This window comes from Novosphingobium meiothermophilum (assembly GCF_003171715.1).
In the GTDB taxonomy this organism is placed as follows: Bacteria; Pseudomonadota; Alphaproteobacteria; order Sphingomonadales; family Sphingomonadaceae; genus Novosphingobium; species Novosphingobium meiothermophilum.
Window position 1 is genome coordinate 207,183 of sequence record NZ_QGHL01000004.1, and the last position, 14,628, is coordinate 221,810.

Below are 14,628 nucleotides of genomic sequence, written 5' to 3' on the forward strand. Positions count from 1 at the left end.
TAGCAACGAAGTGATTGCAAGTCATTCGCAATAAAATTGCGCCAGATCAAAAATCCGTCGCCGCAGCGGGCGCGCTCATGCGGCCGGATAGCGCATCCGGCCCAGCAGGCGCACCAGCGAAAAACTCTCGTCGCGCGGCTTGAGCAAGCGTGCCTTGGCCTTTTCGAACTGCATCACGTTCTCGATCCGGCGATCGAGAAAGGCGCGTGTGTCCTCGTGGTCCTCGCTCGTATCCTGCGCCATATAGGCCAGCGTCGCGGCATAGATCGAAGCCAGAGTGATCCGCTTGGTATAGTGATTGTAATCGGTCGCGGTATCTCCGGCGAGCCGCCACATCGCATCCGCGCTCGACCAGCCTAGACGGGCGGCGGCGGCCACGTTCTGCGGCATGGCCATGATGGCAAGCGCGCGGCGCAGCGCCTCCTCCTTGCCCTCGATCGCATCAAGCCGGAACTGCACCAGCCGCCGGATGCGCTCGCGGATGGGCAGGTTGCCAAGCTGGCTTGCAGGCAGGGCCTGGGCCATGTCGGCATCGATCCGCGCGATCCATGCGGCAATCATCTGCATCGCCCCGCCATCAAAGGCAAAGGCGGCAAGCGCGGGATCAACCCCTTCGATTTCGGCCGCAGCCGCTACTGCCGCGGGCTTCCAGCCATCGAATGCCGCTGCCTCGGCAATGGCAGGGGCAAGGCGCAGGCGCAGCGCATCAAGCGAGGTGTCTTCGATCATTCCTTCATCATGCCCGTTTCAGAACGAGGGACCATAGGTCTTCTTGGGCGCATTGCCCTGCGCTTCCTTGGTCGAACGCTCGATCTCGGCCAGAACCGCGCTGCCTTTTCCGTCAAGCGATGCATAATCGCGCGCGGATCGCCCCGAATTGTCCGGGCGATCGGGGTTGGCCCCGGCCTTGATGAGCAAGCGCACCAGCGCCAGATCGCGGCGATGCACCGCGCTGATGAGCGGGGTTTCGCCGGTATTGTTGGCCTCGTCCACCCTCGCCCCGGACTGGATCAGTTCGTCCACCCCTTCGATGAAACCCATTTCCGATGCCAGCACCAGCGGCGTCACGCCGCGGTTGTCGCGCGCGTTCACGTTGGCGCCCTTGGCCAGCAGGAACTGCACCCACGTCAGGTCGCGGCGGGCCACCACGATGTGCAGCGCGGTCTGCCCGGTGGTGAAATCCTTGGTGTTGATGATCTGGGTGCCCGGCTCGTTGAGGGCCTCCGTCACCTTGTCGCCTTCCTTCTTGCGGACGGCTTCGAGGAACTTGTAGCTGTCGGAAAACTGGGCCTGTGCGGGCACCGCAAGCGCGGCCGCAGCCAGAACCGCCGCAATCGCGGCAAATGGCCTGCGGATGTTCGACAGCATCTGTTCCTCCTGCTTTCCTGCCCGGAAGGGCGTGCCCCAAGTTGCGCGGCATGACGGGCAACGTCGGTGCGGCGCGGACTCGGCTCTTGCAAGCACACGGTTAGCAGAGCATGAACCGCCGCGCCATGACCAAGCTTTTCAGATCCATGCTCCTTCCCCTTGCCGCAGCCTGCACCTTCGCGCTGGGCGCGTGCGGCAGCGGACAGTCCGAGCCGCCCCCGCTCGCAGGCGCGGCCATCGGCGGCGATTTCACGCTTACCGGCAAGGACGGCAAGCCGGTGCGCTGGAGCGATTTCGAGGGCAAGTATCGCGTGGTCTATTTCGGCTACACCTTCTGCCCTGATGTGTGTCCGGTCGATCTGCTGAACATCGCGCAAGGGGTGCGCCTGTTCGGCAAGGAGCACGCCAGGCTTGCCGGCAGCGTGGTCCCGATATTCATCACGATCGATCCCGCGCGCGACACCCCCGAAGTCGTGGGCAGATTTGCCGCCAACTTCGGCCCCGAAGTGGTGGGCCTTACCGGCACGCAGGCAGAAATCGATGCCGTGGCCAAGAAATGGGCCGTGTTCCATTCGCGCCGTGAAGGCGGCACGAGCGATGCCTACCTCATGGATCACAGCCGCGGCGCTTTCCTGATGGGCCCCAAGGGTGAACCGATCGCCCTGCTGCCTGCCGAAAAGGACGGCAAGGCGGTTGCCGCCGAACTTGCACGATGGGTGCATTGATCCGCTGAATGCCGCAAACACGCTTCTGGGAAAAGCCGATAGAGGCTCTCACCCGCGAGGAGTGGGAAGCGCTGTGCGACGGCTGCGGCAAGTGCTGCCTGCACAAGCTGGAAGACGATGCGACAGGCGATGTCTATCACACCAACGTCGCCTGCAAGCTGCTCGATCTGAAGACCGCGCGGTGCAGCGATTACCGGCACCGCCGGGCCTATGTGCCCGATTGCCTGCGCCTCACGCCCAAGCTGGCGCGGCAATTGCCGTGGCTGCCCGTTACCTGCGCCTATCGCCTGCGCGCCGATGGCGATCCCCTGCCCGAATGGCACTATCTCGTCTGCGGAAACCGCGATGCGGTGCACCGCGCCGGGCAATCGGTGGTCGGCAGGGCGATCAGTGAAACACTGGCCGGTCCGCTGGAAGAACACATCGTGCCAGCCGATCATTTCGATGCGTGAGGTTCGCCTGATGCTCGACTGGCTCCGCCGCGCCGACACCTCGCCGTCAGGCCGCAAGGCGGCAGCGCCACGGCCGCGCAGCGCGGTGCGGCGCACGATCGTTGTGGGCGAACGCGAACTGCCCCTCGTCATCCGCAAGCTTGGCCACGCCCAGCGCATGACCCTGCGCCTTGCCCCCGATGGCAGCGAAGCGCGCGTTTCCATTCCCGCATGGGGGCGCGTGGGCGATGCCGAAGCCTTTGCGCGCCAGCGCGCCGACTGGCTGGCAGGCCAGCTCGAACGCCTGCCGCAGTCCGCCACGATCGCACCGGGTGCCAGCCTGCCTTTCCGCGGACAGGAACTGCGGATCGACTGGCAGCAGGGGGCGCCGCGCAGACCTGTGGCAATCGAAGGCAGCATCATCCTTGGCGGCCCTGCCGAAGGGCTGGCCCCGCGTTTGCAGCGCTGGCTGGAAGCCGAAGCCTTGCGGGTTTGCACCGATGACCTTTCGCACTACTGCGCCCGCGCCGAAGAGGCCGTGCCACGCCTTGCCCTGTCACGCGCCCAGCGCCGCTGGGGCAGCTGTGCGGCCGATGGCACCATCCGGATCAACTGGCGGCTCGTCATGGCTCCTGATTTCGTGCGGCGCTCGGTCGTCGCGCACGAAGTGGCCCACATCCGCCATTTCGATCACAGCCCTGCCTTCCATGCCCATCTCGGCCGGCTCTATGAAGCCGATGTCGAGACGGCCAACCATTGGCTGAAACAGCATGGCCGCACGCTCTATGCGGTGTTCGGATGATGCTCATGCCTAGCGTAACGGGCGCGAAGCGCCTATCTTGGCGACCATGAAGGGTTTCTTCCGCAACGTCTCTCCGCGCCGCGCAGTCATCGACTTGTGGGAAGTCCTTGGCGCACCAAGCGAATATCGCTTCGTTGGCATGCTTCTGGCCCTGGCCGTTACCGGCGGTATCTTCTATGTGATGGGCCAGCAGGGCGGGCGCGGCCTGCCCCGACCGCCCGAACTGATCTATTTCCCCAGCCTTGCCGAAGGCCGCACCGATGCGGAAATCCTTGCCGAAAATCGCGAGGCCACCGCCAAGGCCCGCGCCGAAGCCGCGCGGGAAGAGGAAAGCGCCGAACGCATACGCCAGATGTATCGCGCTGTAGGCAATGCCACCGGCATCGATGCCGACAAGGCTTATGAAGCGGGCAAGGCCGAACGCGCTGCCATCGATGCAAAGATCGAAGCCGAGCGCAAGGCACTGCTTGAAAAGCATCTTGTGAAGAACCCGGTCTTCGAGGCGGAGCAGAAGAAGCTGCAATCGCAGGCCGGCAGCGGATCTCCCGCCCAGGGCGAATGAGCGTTGCCGAAGACGAGCGCTGGCTGAATGCCGCCGCCGCGCTGGCCGCGCGCGGACGCCCGCTCAGCCGCCCCAATCCAGCGGTCGGTGCGGTGATCGTGCACGATGGCAAGGTGGTGGGCCGCGGCTGGACACGCCAAGGCGGCAGACCGCACGCCGAAGCCGAAGCGCTGGCCATGGCGGGCAAGGCTGCCGCCGGGGCCACGCTCTACGTCACGCTTGAACCTTGCGCCCATGCAAGTTCGCGCGGCCCTTCGTGCACGTCGCTGGTGCTTGAAAGCGGCCTTGCCCGCGTGGTCATCGGCGTGGAAGACCCCGATCCGCGCACGGCCGGAAGCGGGATTGCCGCCCTTCGCGCCGAAGGCATTGCCGCCGATCTCCTGCCTTGCGCGGCGGCGCGCGCCTCATTGGCCGGATACCTTGCACGCTGCCAGCTTGGCCGCCCGCACGTCACGCTCAAGCTGGCGTGTTCGATCGATGGCAGGATTGCGCTGATTGACGGGTCCAGCCAGTGGATCACGGGCGCCGCCGCGCGCGCCCACTGCCATGCCGAGCGCGCACGCGCCGATGCCATCCTCGTGGGCGGCGGCACCCTGCGCACGGATCGCCCCCGGCTCGACGTGCGCCTGCCGGGGCTGGAACAGCGCAGCCCGCAGCGCATGGCCCTCACCCGGCAAAAGGTGCCCGATGGCTGGCACCGCGTGGCGGACATCGGCGCACCCGGCGCCTTTGGCGATGCCCAGTATCTCTTTGTCGAAGGCGGCGCGCAGACCGCGGCCAGCTTCCTTGCGGCCGACATGGTGGACCGCCTCCTCATCTATCGGGCACCTATCCTGATCGGGCGGGGCCTTGCCTGCATTGGCGATATCGGGCTTGGCGATCTGGCGCAGGCACATGGCCGCTGGCGCAACGTGGACCGCAGGACGCTTGGCAGCGATGCGCTGGATGTCTACGAGCGGGTGCGCTGAAGGAGAGTTCGCATGTTCACCGGGATCGTCACCGAAGTCGGCAATATCCTCGCCATCGAGGACAAGGGGGACCGGCGCGTGACCATATCGTGCGCGATGGACCCGGCGAAAATTGCCATCGGTGCCTCGATTGCCTGTTCGGGCGTGTGCCTGACGGTGGTGGACAAGGGCGGCGTTGCCGGTGAAGGCTGGTTTGCCGTCGATGTATCGGGCGAGACGGTCAAGCGCACCGCGCCCGAACAGTGGACAGTGGGCGCGCCGCTCAACCTTGAACCCGCGCTCAAGCTGGGCGACGAACTGGGCGGGCATATCGTCACCGGGCATGTCGATGCCGTGGGCCAAGTCGTCAGCGTGAAGCAGGTCGGCGCATCGTGGCAGTATATCGTCTCCGCGCCTGCGGAACTGGCGCCCTATATTGCCGCCAAAGGCTCGATCACGGTTGACGGCGTGTCGCTGACGGTCAACGAAGTGGCCGATCAGCCCGATGGCGCCTGCCACTTCATGCTGAACATCATTCCCCATACCGCCGAAGTGACCACGCTGGGCACGCTGGCGGAAGGCCGCAAGGTCAACCTGGAGATCGACGTGCTCGCCCGCTATCTCAAGCGGATGCAGAGCCTTGCGGCGCAAGGATAAGCGGCGCAGGCCAGCTCATGCGCAGCCTAGCAGGATGTGCAGCGTCTGGTCCGGCTGGTCCGCCATGACATAATGCCCGGCTTCCACTTCGTGGTATTCCCACGCCGGATCGTCCTGCACCGCAGCGGCAAATTGCGCAAACGGCGTTGGTTGCCAGCCATTGGCAAATACATAAACCCGGCGCGGGATCTTCGCCTCCTCGCCGGTGAAGCGCACCGCCTCAACCAGCGTCAGCAGCGGATGGGCCGAAAGCACCGGGCTTTCCAGACCCGGCAACGGTGAAACAGCGCCGGGGTTGTGCTTCTGGCTGCCGATGTAGTGCGCGTGTTCCCACTCGCCAGTCAGATCCCACAGCGACTGGCCATCCTGCGGCAGGAAGGCGTCGACATAGACGATGGCATCAATCCGCGCCCCCAACCGGGTGGCAACGCCCGTGATGACCATGCCGCCCCATGAATGACCGACAAGGACAAAGCGATCAAAGCCCGCCTGCGCGATCTGGCTACAGACATCATCGATGTGGGTCGTCAGCGTGATGCCGGGATGAAACTCGGCCTTGCGCTTGCCAAGTCCGGTAAGATCAGCGGCAAGCACGCCGTGGCCAGCAGCCACCAGATCGGCCTTGAGCCGGTCCCATACGAAACTGCCACCCCACGCCCCGTGAACCAGAACGAAATCGGTCATGCCCCGATGCCGTGCTTGCGCCCATGCTTGCGGTTGTAGGCGTTGATCCATTCCAGCGTCTTGGTCAGCCCGCCAAAGGGGTAGAAGTGGAGGCGCACCTTGCCGTGCTCCGGTCCCAAACCCTTGGCAAAGGCATCAACCAGTTTGTCCGGCCCCGCCGTGCCGAGCAGGTTCGTCACCGAGATTCCGTATTTCTTCAGCACTGCGGTGGAGGCGCCAACGCCGCAACGCGCGGCAAAGGCCAGCAGGCGCTTGATCCCTGCCGGGCCGGGCACCCCGATGCGCACGGGAGCTTCGATGCCGCGTGCGCGCAGTTCCCTGAGCCAGCGCAGGAAGGCATCGGGATCGAAGCCGAACTGGGTCACGATCAGCGGAGCCATGCCGCGCCGCTCGATTTCGGCCACCTTCTTTTCCAGCACGGCCCAGCACTCGGCCTCGGTCATGTTCGGATGGCCTTCGGGATGCCCGCCAATGCCGATGGCCTTGATGCCCGCGCGTTCGAACGCGCCCGTGGCAATCAGTGCCGAAGTGTCGAAATAGGGGCCGACCGGTTCGGGCGGATCGCCTGCAACGATGAAGCAGCGCTCAACCCCCGCCTGTTCAACCACGGCGCGCAGGTAGCCTTCGAAATCGTCCTCGGACGTGATCCGCCGCGCGGAGAAGTGGGGCATCGGCTCGAAGCCAAGCTGGCGCACCGCAACTGTGGCGGCTACACGCGCGGCAACATCTTCGCCGGGCAGGAAGGTGATGGCAATGGGCGTGTCAGCCGGGATGAGCGGCGCGGCATCGCGCAGCGACGCCTCGTCCTTCGCGGTCATCTCAAGGCTGAAGCCATCGGTGATCCCGTCGGGTTCCTTGTCCCAGTTGGGATGGATGAGCGATGCCTTTGCCATTTTCGGGATCCTCTCTGGAGATCGAACGGCCCGCCCGGCCATCCTTGCGATGATCCGGGCGGGCTCTTTTCGTTCAATGAGGCTCAGCGCGCGGTGCGCCAGCCTTCGGCGTAGTTCTCGCGCGCGACGCGGCTGTAGGGGACCGGCGAGACGATGGCACGGACCTCGATCTGCTTGTGCGGTTCGACCGTGGTCTTGCGGGTGCCGCCGTTCTCTTCGCCCCACACCACGCGCAGTTCGGTGCCGACCGGGATTTCCGGATCGATCGTGGCCAGCGAAAGCGCCTGCTTTTCGTTGTAGGAATAGCCGGTGAACATCGAGAAGCCGACGGTCTTGCCGCCCGCGTCGACCACGCGGTCGTAGTTCGACGAGGCATAGTTGGCGAGCGGAACGTCAAAGAACTTGTACTGTTCGCCATCGGGGTTGAACAGCGAAGCCATGATCTTGGCCATGTCCTCAGGGTTCCAGGCCAGCGTGACCTTCTTGCGCTGCTCGGCCGGGTTCAGTGCTTCCAGCGCCTCGCGTCCGTGGAAGTCATGGTCGAACTTGACGAAGCCGCCATAGCCCAGTTCCCACGGGTTGAGATAGTAGTCCTCGATGTTGTCCGACACGAACGAACCGCCGATCGATCCGGTCGCCTCATAGCTGTCGGCGCCGAGCCATTCGCGGAAGCCCTTCAGCTTCTCGCCAGTGTAGATCGCGGGCAGCGGCGACGGGATCCAGCCCGATTCAAGCGTGTTCGAGGGATAGGCGCGGCTACCGCAGGCAATCAGGCCGAACTCCTTGCCCGCTTCAAGGATCGCGGCGCGGATTTCCTCCTGCTCGTCGTAAGGCCCCCAGATTTCAAGACCCGGCGCGCCCGACATGCCGTGGCGCAGCGTGCGCACCTTGCGTCCCGCGATGTTCATGGTGCTCATGTTGAAGAACTTGAGCTGTTCGAGCGGGCCGCCATGCAGCTTTTCGATCACCGCCCAGGCATTCGGCCCCTGGATCTGGAAGCGCCATTCCTTGCGGCGGACGGGCTTGCCCATCGGACGCATCGGCGAGCGGTCGTCGAGTTCGATCTCGCAGTCATACCCGCCGGTTGCGGCGTGATAGCGCAGCCAGTTCGATGCAGGCGCACGGCCGACGTAGGTGAATGATTCCTCTTCTTCCCAGAAGATGATGCCATCGCCGATCACGTGGCCATAAGGCGTGGTGGGCACATACTGCTTGGCCTTGTTGACCGTCCAGCCCTTGGGGCTGTTGATCATGGTGTCGGACAGCAGCTTGAGCGCGTCCTTGCCGCGGATGTAGAGGTTCACCATGTGGTGCGACTGGTCGAACAGGACCGCGCTGTGCTGCCATGCCCACTGTTCGCTGCGCCAGTTGGAAAACTCCGGCGCCACCACCGGATAGACATAGGCGCCAAGCTGCGAGTTGCGCAGCATATCGACCACATTACCGTTCTGCTGGATCACCTCTTCAAGGTTTCGTGCCACCATGACCTGCTCTCCCGACTAGAAAAAGACACGTTGAAAAACTTGTATGCAACACATACAATTTTACGCGAGATTCGCAATGCCAAATGTTGCGCTCTATGCGGCGCACACCTGAGGGAGAGATTTTGATGAGTGCATCGCTGATTCTGACGCTGTCGTGCGAAGACCAGCCGGGGATCGTCGCCCGCGTCACCGGCAACCTCTTCGAGGCTGGCGGCAACATCGAGGAAGCCCAGCAGTTCGACGATGCGCTGAGCGGCCGCTTCTTCATGCGCGTGGTGTTCAACCCCGGCGCGGCAACGGTCGATGATTTCCGCGCGTCGTTTGCCCCCGTGGCGAACCAGTATGCGATGGACTGGCACATCCGCGACACCGCCGTGAAGCGCAAGGTCATCCTCATGGTCAGCAAGTTCGACCACTGCCTTGGCGATCTGCTCTACCGCACCCGCATCGGCGAACTGCCGATGGACGTGGTGGCCATCATCGGCAACCACCCGAAGGAAGCGCTCTCGATCTCGCTGATGGGCGATGTGCCTTATCATCACCTGCCCATCACCAGGGACACGAAGCCGCAGCAGGAAGCCGAAGTGAAGCGCATCGTTACCGAAACCGGCGCGGAACTGGTGGTGCTGGCGCGCTACATGCAGATCCTTTCGGATGATCTGGCCGCGTTCCTTTCGGGCCGCTGCATCAACATCCACCACTCGTTCCTGCCCAGCTTCAAGGGTGCCAAGCCCTATCATCAGGCTCATGCCCGCGGCGTGAAGATGATCGGCGCGACCGGCCACTACGTTACCGCCGATCTCGATGAAGGCCCGATCATCCATCAGGATGTAGAAGCCGTCACCCACGCCGACAGCCCGGAAGATCTCGTGCGCAAGGGCCGCGACGTGGAACGCCGGGTTCTTGCCGAAGCGGTGCGGCTCCACCTTGAGGATCGCGCGCTCATCAACGGCAACAAGACGGTTGTCTTCAAAAGCTGAGCCTCGTTCTTTTGCGCGGTTGAGATCGGACGGTGGCAGGCGCACAATGCCCTTGCCGCCGTTCGGCCAAGGGGAGAGGAACGATGCAGGTCAACGCGCTCGACCATGTGAACATCATCACCGACCGGCTGGACGAAACCGCCGAGTTCTATCGCGCCCTGCTGGGTCTTGAGCGGCGCAATGGCCCTCCCCCGTTGACTCCGCAGAACGCCCAGTGGATGCACGATGCCTCAGGGCGACCGATCATTCACATCAACGCCGTCGATTGCCCGCGCGCCTATGACCGCGAAGTGCAGCCCGGTTCGCTGACCGGCGCCATCCACCACGTCGCGCTCAATTGCAGCGGCTATGACACGGTGCTTGAACGGATCACGGCAATGCGGCTCGATTGCCAGACCAACACGGTCGAAGCCATCGGCCTGCGCCAGATTTTCACGGCAGACCCCAACAACGTTCTGCTGGAACTCAATTTCTTCGGGGACTGATGGCTATTGCGGGCGCTCGCCCGCCATGGTCGTGCGATACATCTCGCGGCGGAACCCGTCGTAATCGTTGGGCGCAAGGTGAAGGGCGGACCGGTTGTCCCACATGGCGATCATGCCCGGCTCCCAGCGCAGGCGGCAGGTGAACCCGGCCTGCGTGATATGGCGCACCAGAAAGTCCAGTATCGGACGGCTTTCCGCGTCAGTCATGCCTTCGATGCCCACGGCATAGACCTCGTCCACATAAAGCGACGGCAGACCAGTGAAGGGGTGCGTGCGCACCAGCGGATGAAAATTGCCTGCAAGCGCGGACCGGCGGCGGTCCTCACTGGCAAAGGCCATCGGTTTGCCGCTGATCCGCTCCTGCGTGAACACGTTGGCCTCGGCCGACATGTGCACCCGCAGCGGCCGCAGCATGGCCTGCATCGCGGGGCTGAGCATCCGCCAGGCCAGTTGCGTATCAGCCCAGGTGGTGTCGCCGCCATAGGGGGGCACCTCCACCGCGCGCAGGATCGTCACCGAAGGCGGTTCGTCGAGAAAGGGCGAATCGGTATGCCAGCCGCTGCCGAACAGCGCCTTGGTTCGGGTATCGGCCTCCTTGATGAGCGGGTGGACATTGCGGTGCCCCTCCACCCCTTGCGTGTAGGCATCGACGGCAAACGGGCCGAAGCGGCGGCTGAAGGCTTCGTGTTCGGCGTGGGTCAGATGCTGACCGCGCAGGAACACCATCTTGTGCCGCCAGAGCGCATCGGCAATCTCGTCGAAGGCTTCGTCCGTAAGGCTTGCGCCCAGATGCACGCCGGTGATCTCGGCGCCCATCGCCGCCGTCAGGGGATGCGCGGTGATGTGCCGATAGGCCTTCGCGGCATTGTCGAAATCGCCCTGCGGACTGAGCCTCACCTCACGCATTGCCTGCCCCCTCGCTTCAGCCCGGTATGGCCCCTTCCAGTGCGTCGGCCAGCTCTTCCGGCTTCGACAGGTAGGGGCTGTGATCGGCCTCCAGTGTCACCACCTTCGCCCCCGGCGAAAACTGTTGCATCTTGCGCTGGCTGTCGATCGGAATGGTCCGATCGAGCGTGCATTCCACATAAGTGCGCGGCAGGCTGCCCCAGCGCTCCGCCGTCACTTGCAGCTTTTCCGAACGCGGTCCGTGCGGTTCGGCCACCAGCCGTTCCATGGCGGCCGCCACCAGATCAGGCGGGGAAACCTGGGCAAAGACCGGCGCAGCGTTCTCACGGTCGATCTCCGTGGCAATGCCGCCATGAACCTTGCGGATGATGCCATCGAAGGCGGGGTTCGGCCCCTCCAGTTCCTTGAACTCGGCGCGGCTCATCCCGTCGGGAAGCATCATCGCACAGATATAGACCAGCGCATCCATCGCATCGGGGTGGCGCTCTGCCGCCGTGGAAACCACCAGCCCCCCGCGCGAATGGCCCGCCAGCACCACCGGCCCGCCACAGGCCGCGCGCACCTCGCGGCAATGCTGCGCAGCAAAATCGGCCCATCCGGCAAGGGTGACGGCGGCCATTTCATCGGCCGAACCTCCCATGCCGGGAAGCGTCGGGGCTGCGACCACGTGTCCGCGCGCGCGCAGGATCGCGGCAACCGGATCAAAGCACCAGCCACCATGCCAGGAACCGTGAATCAGAACAAAACCTGCCAACTTCAACTCCGTGCGATGAATTGCGCCCACACCGCCGCTTCGGGCCGGTCATGGCCATCGGGCGACCATTGCCGTGCCATGATCGCCCGCGCGGCAGGCTCATCCATGCCGCAGCAATCGCGGTGATAGCGATAGAAGAACGCCGAGACCCGCCAGTTCATGATGCAGTGCACGTGAACCGGCTTTGCGCCCTGCTCCAGCGCGGCCACGAAACGCCGGAAATGCGTTTCGTCGGGCGCATCGAAGGGCACCGGAATATGGGTATAGGCAATGCCGGCGGCCGCCAGCTTGTCGCCCTCGTCCGCCAGCGCTTCGGGATGGGTTTCCAGCGCAAGGTTGATGACATGGCGCACACCCATGTCGGCAAGGCGCGCCACGTCCCTGTCCTCAAGCCTGCCCGATGTGGTGATCTGCGCATCCAGCCGCTGCCATGCGCGGATGTCATCGGGATCGGCCATCGCGCCAGCCCTCAGGCCAGACCCAGCAGGCGCGCGGCATTGTCCTTCATGATGCCCGGCATGACCTCTTCCTTGAAGCCCACCTTCAGCGCGGCCTCGATCCACTTCTGCGGGTGGATCAGCGGGAAGTCCGAACCGAACAGCATCTTCTTCTTCAGCTGCGTGTTGGCATACTGGATGATCTGCGGCGCGAAATACTTGGGCGACCAGCCCGAAAGGTCGATGAACACGTTGTCCTTGTGCAGCGCCATCGAAAGGCTCTCGTCAACCCACGGCCAGGAAGGATGCGCAAGGATGATCTTCATGTCGGGAAAATCGACCGCCACATCATCGACCAGCATGGGCTGACCGTATTTCAGCCGCATCCCGCCGCCGCCGCGCATCCCGGTGCCCATGCCGGAATGGCCGGTGTGGAAGATCGCCGGAAGACCATATTCGGCGATCACCTCGTAGATGGGATAGCCCACGCGGTCTGCCGGATGGCAGTTCTGGGCAATGCCGTGGAACTTGAAGCCGCGCACGCCATAGTTCTCGATCAGGTCGCGCGCCTCGCGGGCGCCATACTTGCCCTTGTGCGGATCGATCGAGGCAAAGGCGATGCAGATGTCATCGTTCTTGAGCGCGATCTCGGCGACTTCGTAGTTCGAGACGCGCTTGGCGCCCATGCCGCATTCGGCATCCACGGTGAACATGCAGAAGGCAATCTGCTGTTCGCGGTAGATTTCCACGATTTCGGGCATCTTGGGGCGCTCGCGCGGGGCCTTGAAATAGGCCGAGGCGGCATCGAAGAACTGGCCCATCACCGGATCTTCGGGATCATGGCACGAAACCTCGGCGTGAACGTGAACGTCGATCGCCTTGATCTTCGAAAGGTCGATGGGCACTGGCAGTCTCCTGATCGGGCAGCCGCGCCATTCCTGCCTTTGCGGGAACGGCGCGGATGGCGCCGCTTCACATCTGGATGATGACGGTCTTGGTTTCGAGATAGGCTTCGATCCCGGCCCGTCCCTGTTCGCGGCCCAGACCGGATTCCTTGTAGCCGCCAAAAGGCAGCGCGGTATCGATCATGGCGTGGCAATTGCCCCAGACCGTGCCCGACTTGATGCGCGCGGCCAGCTTGTGCATTATCGAAATGTCGCGCGTCCACACCCCGGCGCCAAGCCCGAAGCAGGTGTCGTTGGCCATCTTCGCCACTTCATCCAGATCGTCGAAGCGCTGGGCCACCACCACCGGGCCGAAGATTTCCTCGCGCACGACCGACATCTGCGGGTTCACATCGGCAAGGATCGTGGGGTTCACGTAATAGCCGCCCTCGGCGCTTGGCGCATCGCCGCCGAGCACGACGCTGGCGCCATCACGCTTGCCCGCCTCGATATAGCCCATCACGCGGTCATGCTGCTCCTTGCTGACCAGCGGCCCCATGTGCGCCTCAGGATCAAGCGAAGGGCGCGGCGCCCAGAACGGCGCGGTCTGCGCCATGCCTTCAAGCACGCTGTCGAACACCGATCTGTGCGCATAGAGCCGCGATCCGGCCACGCAGACCTGACCCGAATTGAAGAAGATCGCGCCCGCAACGCCGGGCGCCACCTGCGCCACGTCCACATCGGGCATGACCACCACGGGGCTTTTCCCGCCCAGTTCCAGCGTCACGCGCTTGAGCGTGTCGGTGGCATTGCGGTTGATGACCTTGCCGATCTCGGTTGATCCGGTGAAGGCCACCTTGTCCACGTCGGGATGCTTCACCATCCTGTCGCCAGCGGTATGGCCGTTGCCGGTGATGATGTTGATGACGCCTGCGGGGAAGCCCGCCTCAACCACGAGATCCGCCAGCTTGAGCGCGGTGAGCGAGGTCTGCTCGGCAGGTTTCAGCACCAGCGTGCAGCCCGCCGCCAGCGCGGGCGCGATCTTGAGGCAGGCCATCAGCAGCGGGAAGTTCCACGGCACGATCTGCGCGCACACGCCCACCGGTTCCTTCACCGTGTAGCTGAACACCATGCCGCCCGGCATCGTGTAGGGCGGGATCGTATCGCCACCCACCTTGCTGGCCCACCCGGCCATGAAACGAAGCTGGCTGATTGCGCCGGGAATGTCGACCGCGCCCGCCATACCCTTGGGCTTGCCGTTGTCGATCGCTTCGAGTTCGGCGAACAGGTCGGCGTTGGCTTCGAGAAGATCGGCCAGACGGTTCATCGTGCGGTCGCGCACCATCGGCGGCAGGCCCGACCAGCGGCCATCATCGAACGCGGCGCGCGCGGCGGCCACCGCCCGGTCAACGTCGCGGTCCGAGGCATCGACAATGTGGCCGACAATCTTTCCGTTCGACGGGTCTTCCACCGCGATCACCTCGCCGTGGCTGCTGTCGACCCATTCGTTGTTGATGAAAAGCTGCGGCTTGCGCGCGAGGAATGCCTTGGCGGCCTGCGAGTATTCAGGCTGCACGCGGCTGATCGTGGTCATGTCGTTCATTGCCGACTCCTCTCCGTAAAACTGCT

The 14,628-nt window shown here is 64.3% G+C and carries 18 protein-coding genes; 8 read left to right on the forward strand and 10 right to left on the reverse strand.

The window, feature by feature from the left end:
* Positions 1-75 precede the first annotated feature (75 nt).
* Entirely contained in the window at positions 76-729 is a 654-nt protein-coding gene (locus DKM43_RS01360) for a COQ9 family protein (protein ID WP_109796682.1), read from the reverse strand.
* Between the two features lie 18 nt (positions 730-747).
* Positions 748-1,368 carry an ankyrin repeat domain-containing protein gene (locus DKM43_RS01365; protein WP_109796683.1) on the reverse strand — a complete coding sequence of 207 codons (621 nt, stop codon included), beginning with the start codon at positions 1,366-1,368 and terminating at the stop codon, positions 748-750.
* Positions 1,369-1,514: 146 nt separating this feature from the next.
* On the opposite strand from DKM43_RS01365, the gene DKM43_RS01370 reads away from it, so the two are divergent.
* From DKM43_RS01370 to DKM43_RS01395, 6 genes are read left to right on the forward strand one after another with little or no spacing between them, the layout of a single operon-like run.
* On the forward strand, positions 1,515-2,093 hold the full coding sequence (locus tag DKM43_RS01370) for an SCO family protein (RefSeq protein WP_236632321.1): 579 nt from the start codon (positions 1,515-1,517) through the stop codon (positions 2,091-2,093).
* An 8-nt stretch (positions 2,094-2,101) separates the two neighbouring features.
* Positions 2,102-2,545, forward strand: coding sequence for a YcgN family cysteine cluster protein (locus DKM43_RS01375; protein ID WP_109796685.1), 444 nt, complete (start codon positions 2,102-2,104; stop codon positions 2,543-2,545).
* A gap of 10 nt (positions 2,546-2,555) precedes the next feature.
* Positions 2,556-3,326 carry a M48 family metallopeptidase gene (locus tag DKM43_RS01380; RefSeq protein WP_109797027.1) on the forward strand — a complete coding sequence of 257 codons (771 nt, stop codon included), beginning with the start codon at positions 2,556-2,558 and terminating at the stop codon, positions 3,324-3,326.
* Positions 3,327-3,372: 46 nt separating this feature from the next.
* Positions 3,373-3,888 carry a hypothetical protein gene (locus DKM43_RS01385; RefSeq protein ID WP_109797028.1) on the forward strand — a complete coding sequence of 172 codons (516 nt, stop codon included), beginning with the start codon at positions 3,373-3,375 and terminating at the stop codon, positions 3,886-3,888.
* Positions 3,885-4,856 (forward strand): bifunctional diaminohydroxyphosphoribosylaminopyrimidine deaminase/5-amino-6-(5-phosphoribosylamino)uracil reductase RibD, encoded by a 972-nt coding sequence (gene ribD / locus DKM43_RS01390; protein WP_109796686.1) that lies wholly within the window; start codon positions 3,885-3,887, stop codon positions 4,854-4,856. The genes DKM43_RS01385 and ribD overlap by 4 nt, the downstream gene beginning before the upstream one ends.
* A 12-nt stretch (positions 4,857-4,868) precedes the next feature.
* Entirely contained in the window at positions 4,869-5,492 is a 624-nt protein-coding gene (locus tag DKM43_RS01395; protein WP_109796687.1) for a riboflavin synthase, read from the forward strand.
* Between the two features lie 15 nt (positions 5,493-5,507).
* Here DKM43_RS01395 and DKM43_RS01400 read toward each other — a convergent pair whose 3' ends face one another.
* The 3 genes from DKM43_RS01400 to ligM form a co-directional block, all read right to left on the reverse strand.
* Entirely contained in the window at positions 5,508-6,176 is a 669-nt protein-coding gene (locus tag DKM43_RS01400; protein WP_161554012.1) for an alpha/beta fold hydrolase, read from the reverse strand.
* Positions 6,173-7,069 carry a methylenetetrahydrofolate reductase gene (locus DKM43_RS01405; RefSeq protein ID WP_109796689.1) on the reverse strand — a complete coding sequence of 299 codons (897 nt, stop codon included), beginning with the start codon at positions 7,067-7,069 and terminating at the stop codon, positions 6,173-6,175. The genes DKM43_RS01400 and DKM43_RS01405 overlap by 4 nt, the downstream gene beginning before the upstream one ends.
* Before the next feature lie 83 nt (positions 7,070-7,152).
* On the reverse strand, positions 7,153-8,553 hold the full coding sequence (gene ligM, locus DKM43_RS01410) for a vanillate/3-O-methylgallate O-demethylase (protein WP_109796690.1): 1,401 nt from the start codon (positions 8,551-8,553) through the stop codon (positions 7,153-7,155).
* A gap of 125 nt (positions 8,554-8,678) precedes the next feature.
* Between ligM and purU the strand changes: the two genes are divergently transcribed.
* Both purU and DKM43_RS01420 read left to right on the forward strand, forming a co-directional pair.
* On the forward strand, positions 8,679-9,533 hold the full coding sequence (gene purU, locus DKM43_RS01415; RefSeq protein ID WP_109796691.1) for a formyltetrahydrofolate deformylase: 855 nt from the start codon (positions 8,679-8,681) through the stop codon (positions 9,531-9,533).
* Between the two features lie 83 nt (positions 9,534-9,616).
* Complete coding sequence (locus DKM43_RS01420) at positions 9,617-10,018, forward strand: VOC family protein (protein ID WP_109796692.1); 402 nt, start codon at positions 9,617-9,619, stop codon at positions 10,016-10,018.
* 3 nt (positions 10,019-10,021) lie between these two features.
* Here the strand turns inward: DKM43_RS01420 and DKM43_RS01425 are convergent, their stop codons facing one another.
* The 5 genes from DKM43_RS01425 to DKM43_RS01445 all read right to left on the reverse strand — a co-directional run bounded on the left by DKM43_RS01425 (position 10,022) and on the right by DKM43_RS01445 (position 14,602).
* Complete coding sequence (locus DKM43_RS01425) at positions 10,022-10,924, reverse strand: TauD/TfdA dioxygenase family protein (RefSeq protein WP_109796693.1); 903 nt, start codon at positions 10,922-10,924, stop codon at positions 10,022-10,024.
* 16 nt (positions 10,925-10,940) lie between these two features.
* Positions 10,941-11,678, reverse strand: coding sequence for an alpha/beta fold hydrolase (locus DKM43_RS01430; protein ID WP_161554013.1), 738 nt, complete (start codon positions 11,676-11,678; stop codon positions 10,941-10,943).
* 2 nt (positions 11,679-11,680) lie between these two features.
* Positions 11,681-12,136 (reverse strand): beta-lactamase hydrolase domain-containing protein, encoded by a 456-nt coding sequence (locus tag DKM43_RS01435; protein ID WP_109796695.1) that lies wholly within the window; start codon positions 12,134-12,136, stop codon positions 11,681-11,683.
* An 11-nt stretch (positions 12,137-12,147) separates the two neighbouring features.
* Complete coding sequence (locus DKM43_RS01440; protein ID WP_109796696.1) at positions 12,148-13,020, reverse strand: amidohydrolase family protein; 873 nt, start codon at positions 13,018-13,020, stop codon at positions 12,148-12,150.
* A 67-nt stretch (positions 13,021-13,087) separates the two neighbouring features.
* Positions 13,088-14,602: an aldehyde dehydrogenase family protein gene (locus DKM43_RS01445; RefSeq protein WP_109796697.1), complete on the reverse strand. Its 1,515-nt coding sequence runs from the start codon at positions 14,600-14,602 to the stop codon at positions 13,088-13,090.
* Between the last annotated feature and the right edge of the window lie 26 nt (positions 14,603-14,628).

Bases quoted from the DNA above. Each gene is read 5' to 3' on its own strand.
- DKM43_RS01405 (WP_109796689.1), bottom strand. From the start codon at position 7,069: ATGGCAAAGGCATCGCTCATCCATCCCAACTGGGACAAGGAACCCGAC.
- purU (WP_109796691.1), top strand. From the start codon at position 8,679: ATGAGTGCATCGCTGATTCTGACGCTGTCGTGCGAAGACCAGCCGGGG.
- ligM (WP_109796690.1), bottom strand. From the start codon at position 8,553: ATGGTGGCACGAAACCTTGAAGAGGTGATCCAGCAGAACGGTAATGTG.
- DKM43_RS01380 (WP_109797027.1), top strand. From the start codon at position 2,556: ATGCTCGACTGGCTCCGCCGCGCCGACACCTCGCCGTCAGGCCGCAAG.
- DKM43_RS01425 (WP_109796693.1), bottom strand. From the start codon at position 10,924: ATGCGTGAGGTGAGGCTCAGTCCGCAGGGCGATTTCGACAATGCCGCG.
- DKM43_RS01445 (WP_109796697.1), bottom strand. From the start codon at position 14,602: ATGAACGACATGACCACGATCAGCCGCGTGCAGCCTGAATACTCGCAG.
- DKM43_RS01395 (WP_109796687.1), top strand. From the start codon at position 4,869: ATGTTCACCGGGATCGTCACCGAAGTCGGCAATATCCTCGCCATCGAG.
- DKM43_RS01360 (WP_109796682.1), bottom strand. From the start codon at position 729: ATGATCGAAGACACCTCGCTTGATGCGCTGCGCCTGCGCCTTGCCCCT.
- DKM43_RS01365 (WP_109796683.1), bottom strand. From the start codon at position 1,368: ATGCTGTCGAACATCCGCAGGCCATTTGCCGCGATTGCGGCGGTTCTG.
- DKM43_RS01435 (WP_109796695.1), bottom strand. From the start codon at position 12,136: ATGGCCGATCCCGATGACATCCGCGCATGGCAGCGGCTGGATGCGCAG.
- DKM43_RS01420 (WP_109796692.1), top strand. From the start codon at position 9,617: ATGCAGGTCAACGCGCTCGACCATGTGAACATCATCACCGACCGGCTG.
- ribD (WP_109796686.1), top strand. From the start codon at position 3,885: ATGAGCGTTGCCGAAGACGAGCGCTGGCTGAATGCCGCCGCCGCGCTG.
- DKM43_RS01400 (WP_161554012.1), bottom strand. From the start codon at position 6,176: ATGACCGATTTCGTTCTGGTTCACGGGGCGTGGGGTGGCAGTTTCGTA.
- DKM43_RS01370 (WP_236632321.1), top strand. From the start codon at position 1,515: ATGCTCCTTCCCCTTGCCGCAGCCTGCACCTTCGCGCTGGGCGCGTGC.
- DKM43_RS01375 (WP_109796685.1), top strand. From the start codon at position 2,102: ATGCCGCAAACACGCTTCTGGGAAAAGCCGATAGAGGCTCTCACCCGC.
- DKM43_RS01385 (WP_109797028.1), top strand. From the start codon at position 3,373: ATGAAGGGTTTCTTCCGCAACGTCTCTCCGCGCCGCGCAGTCATCGAC.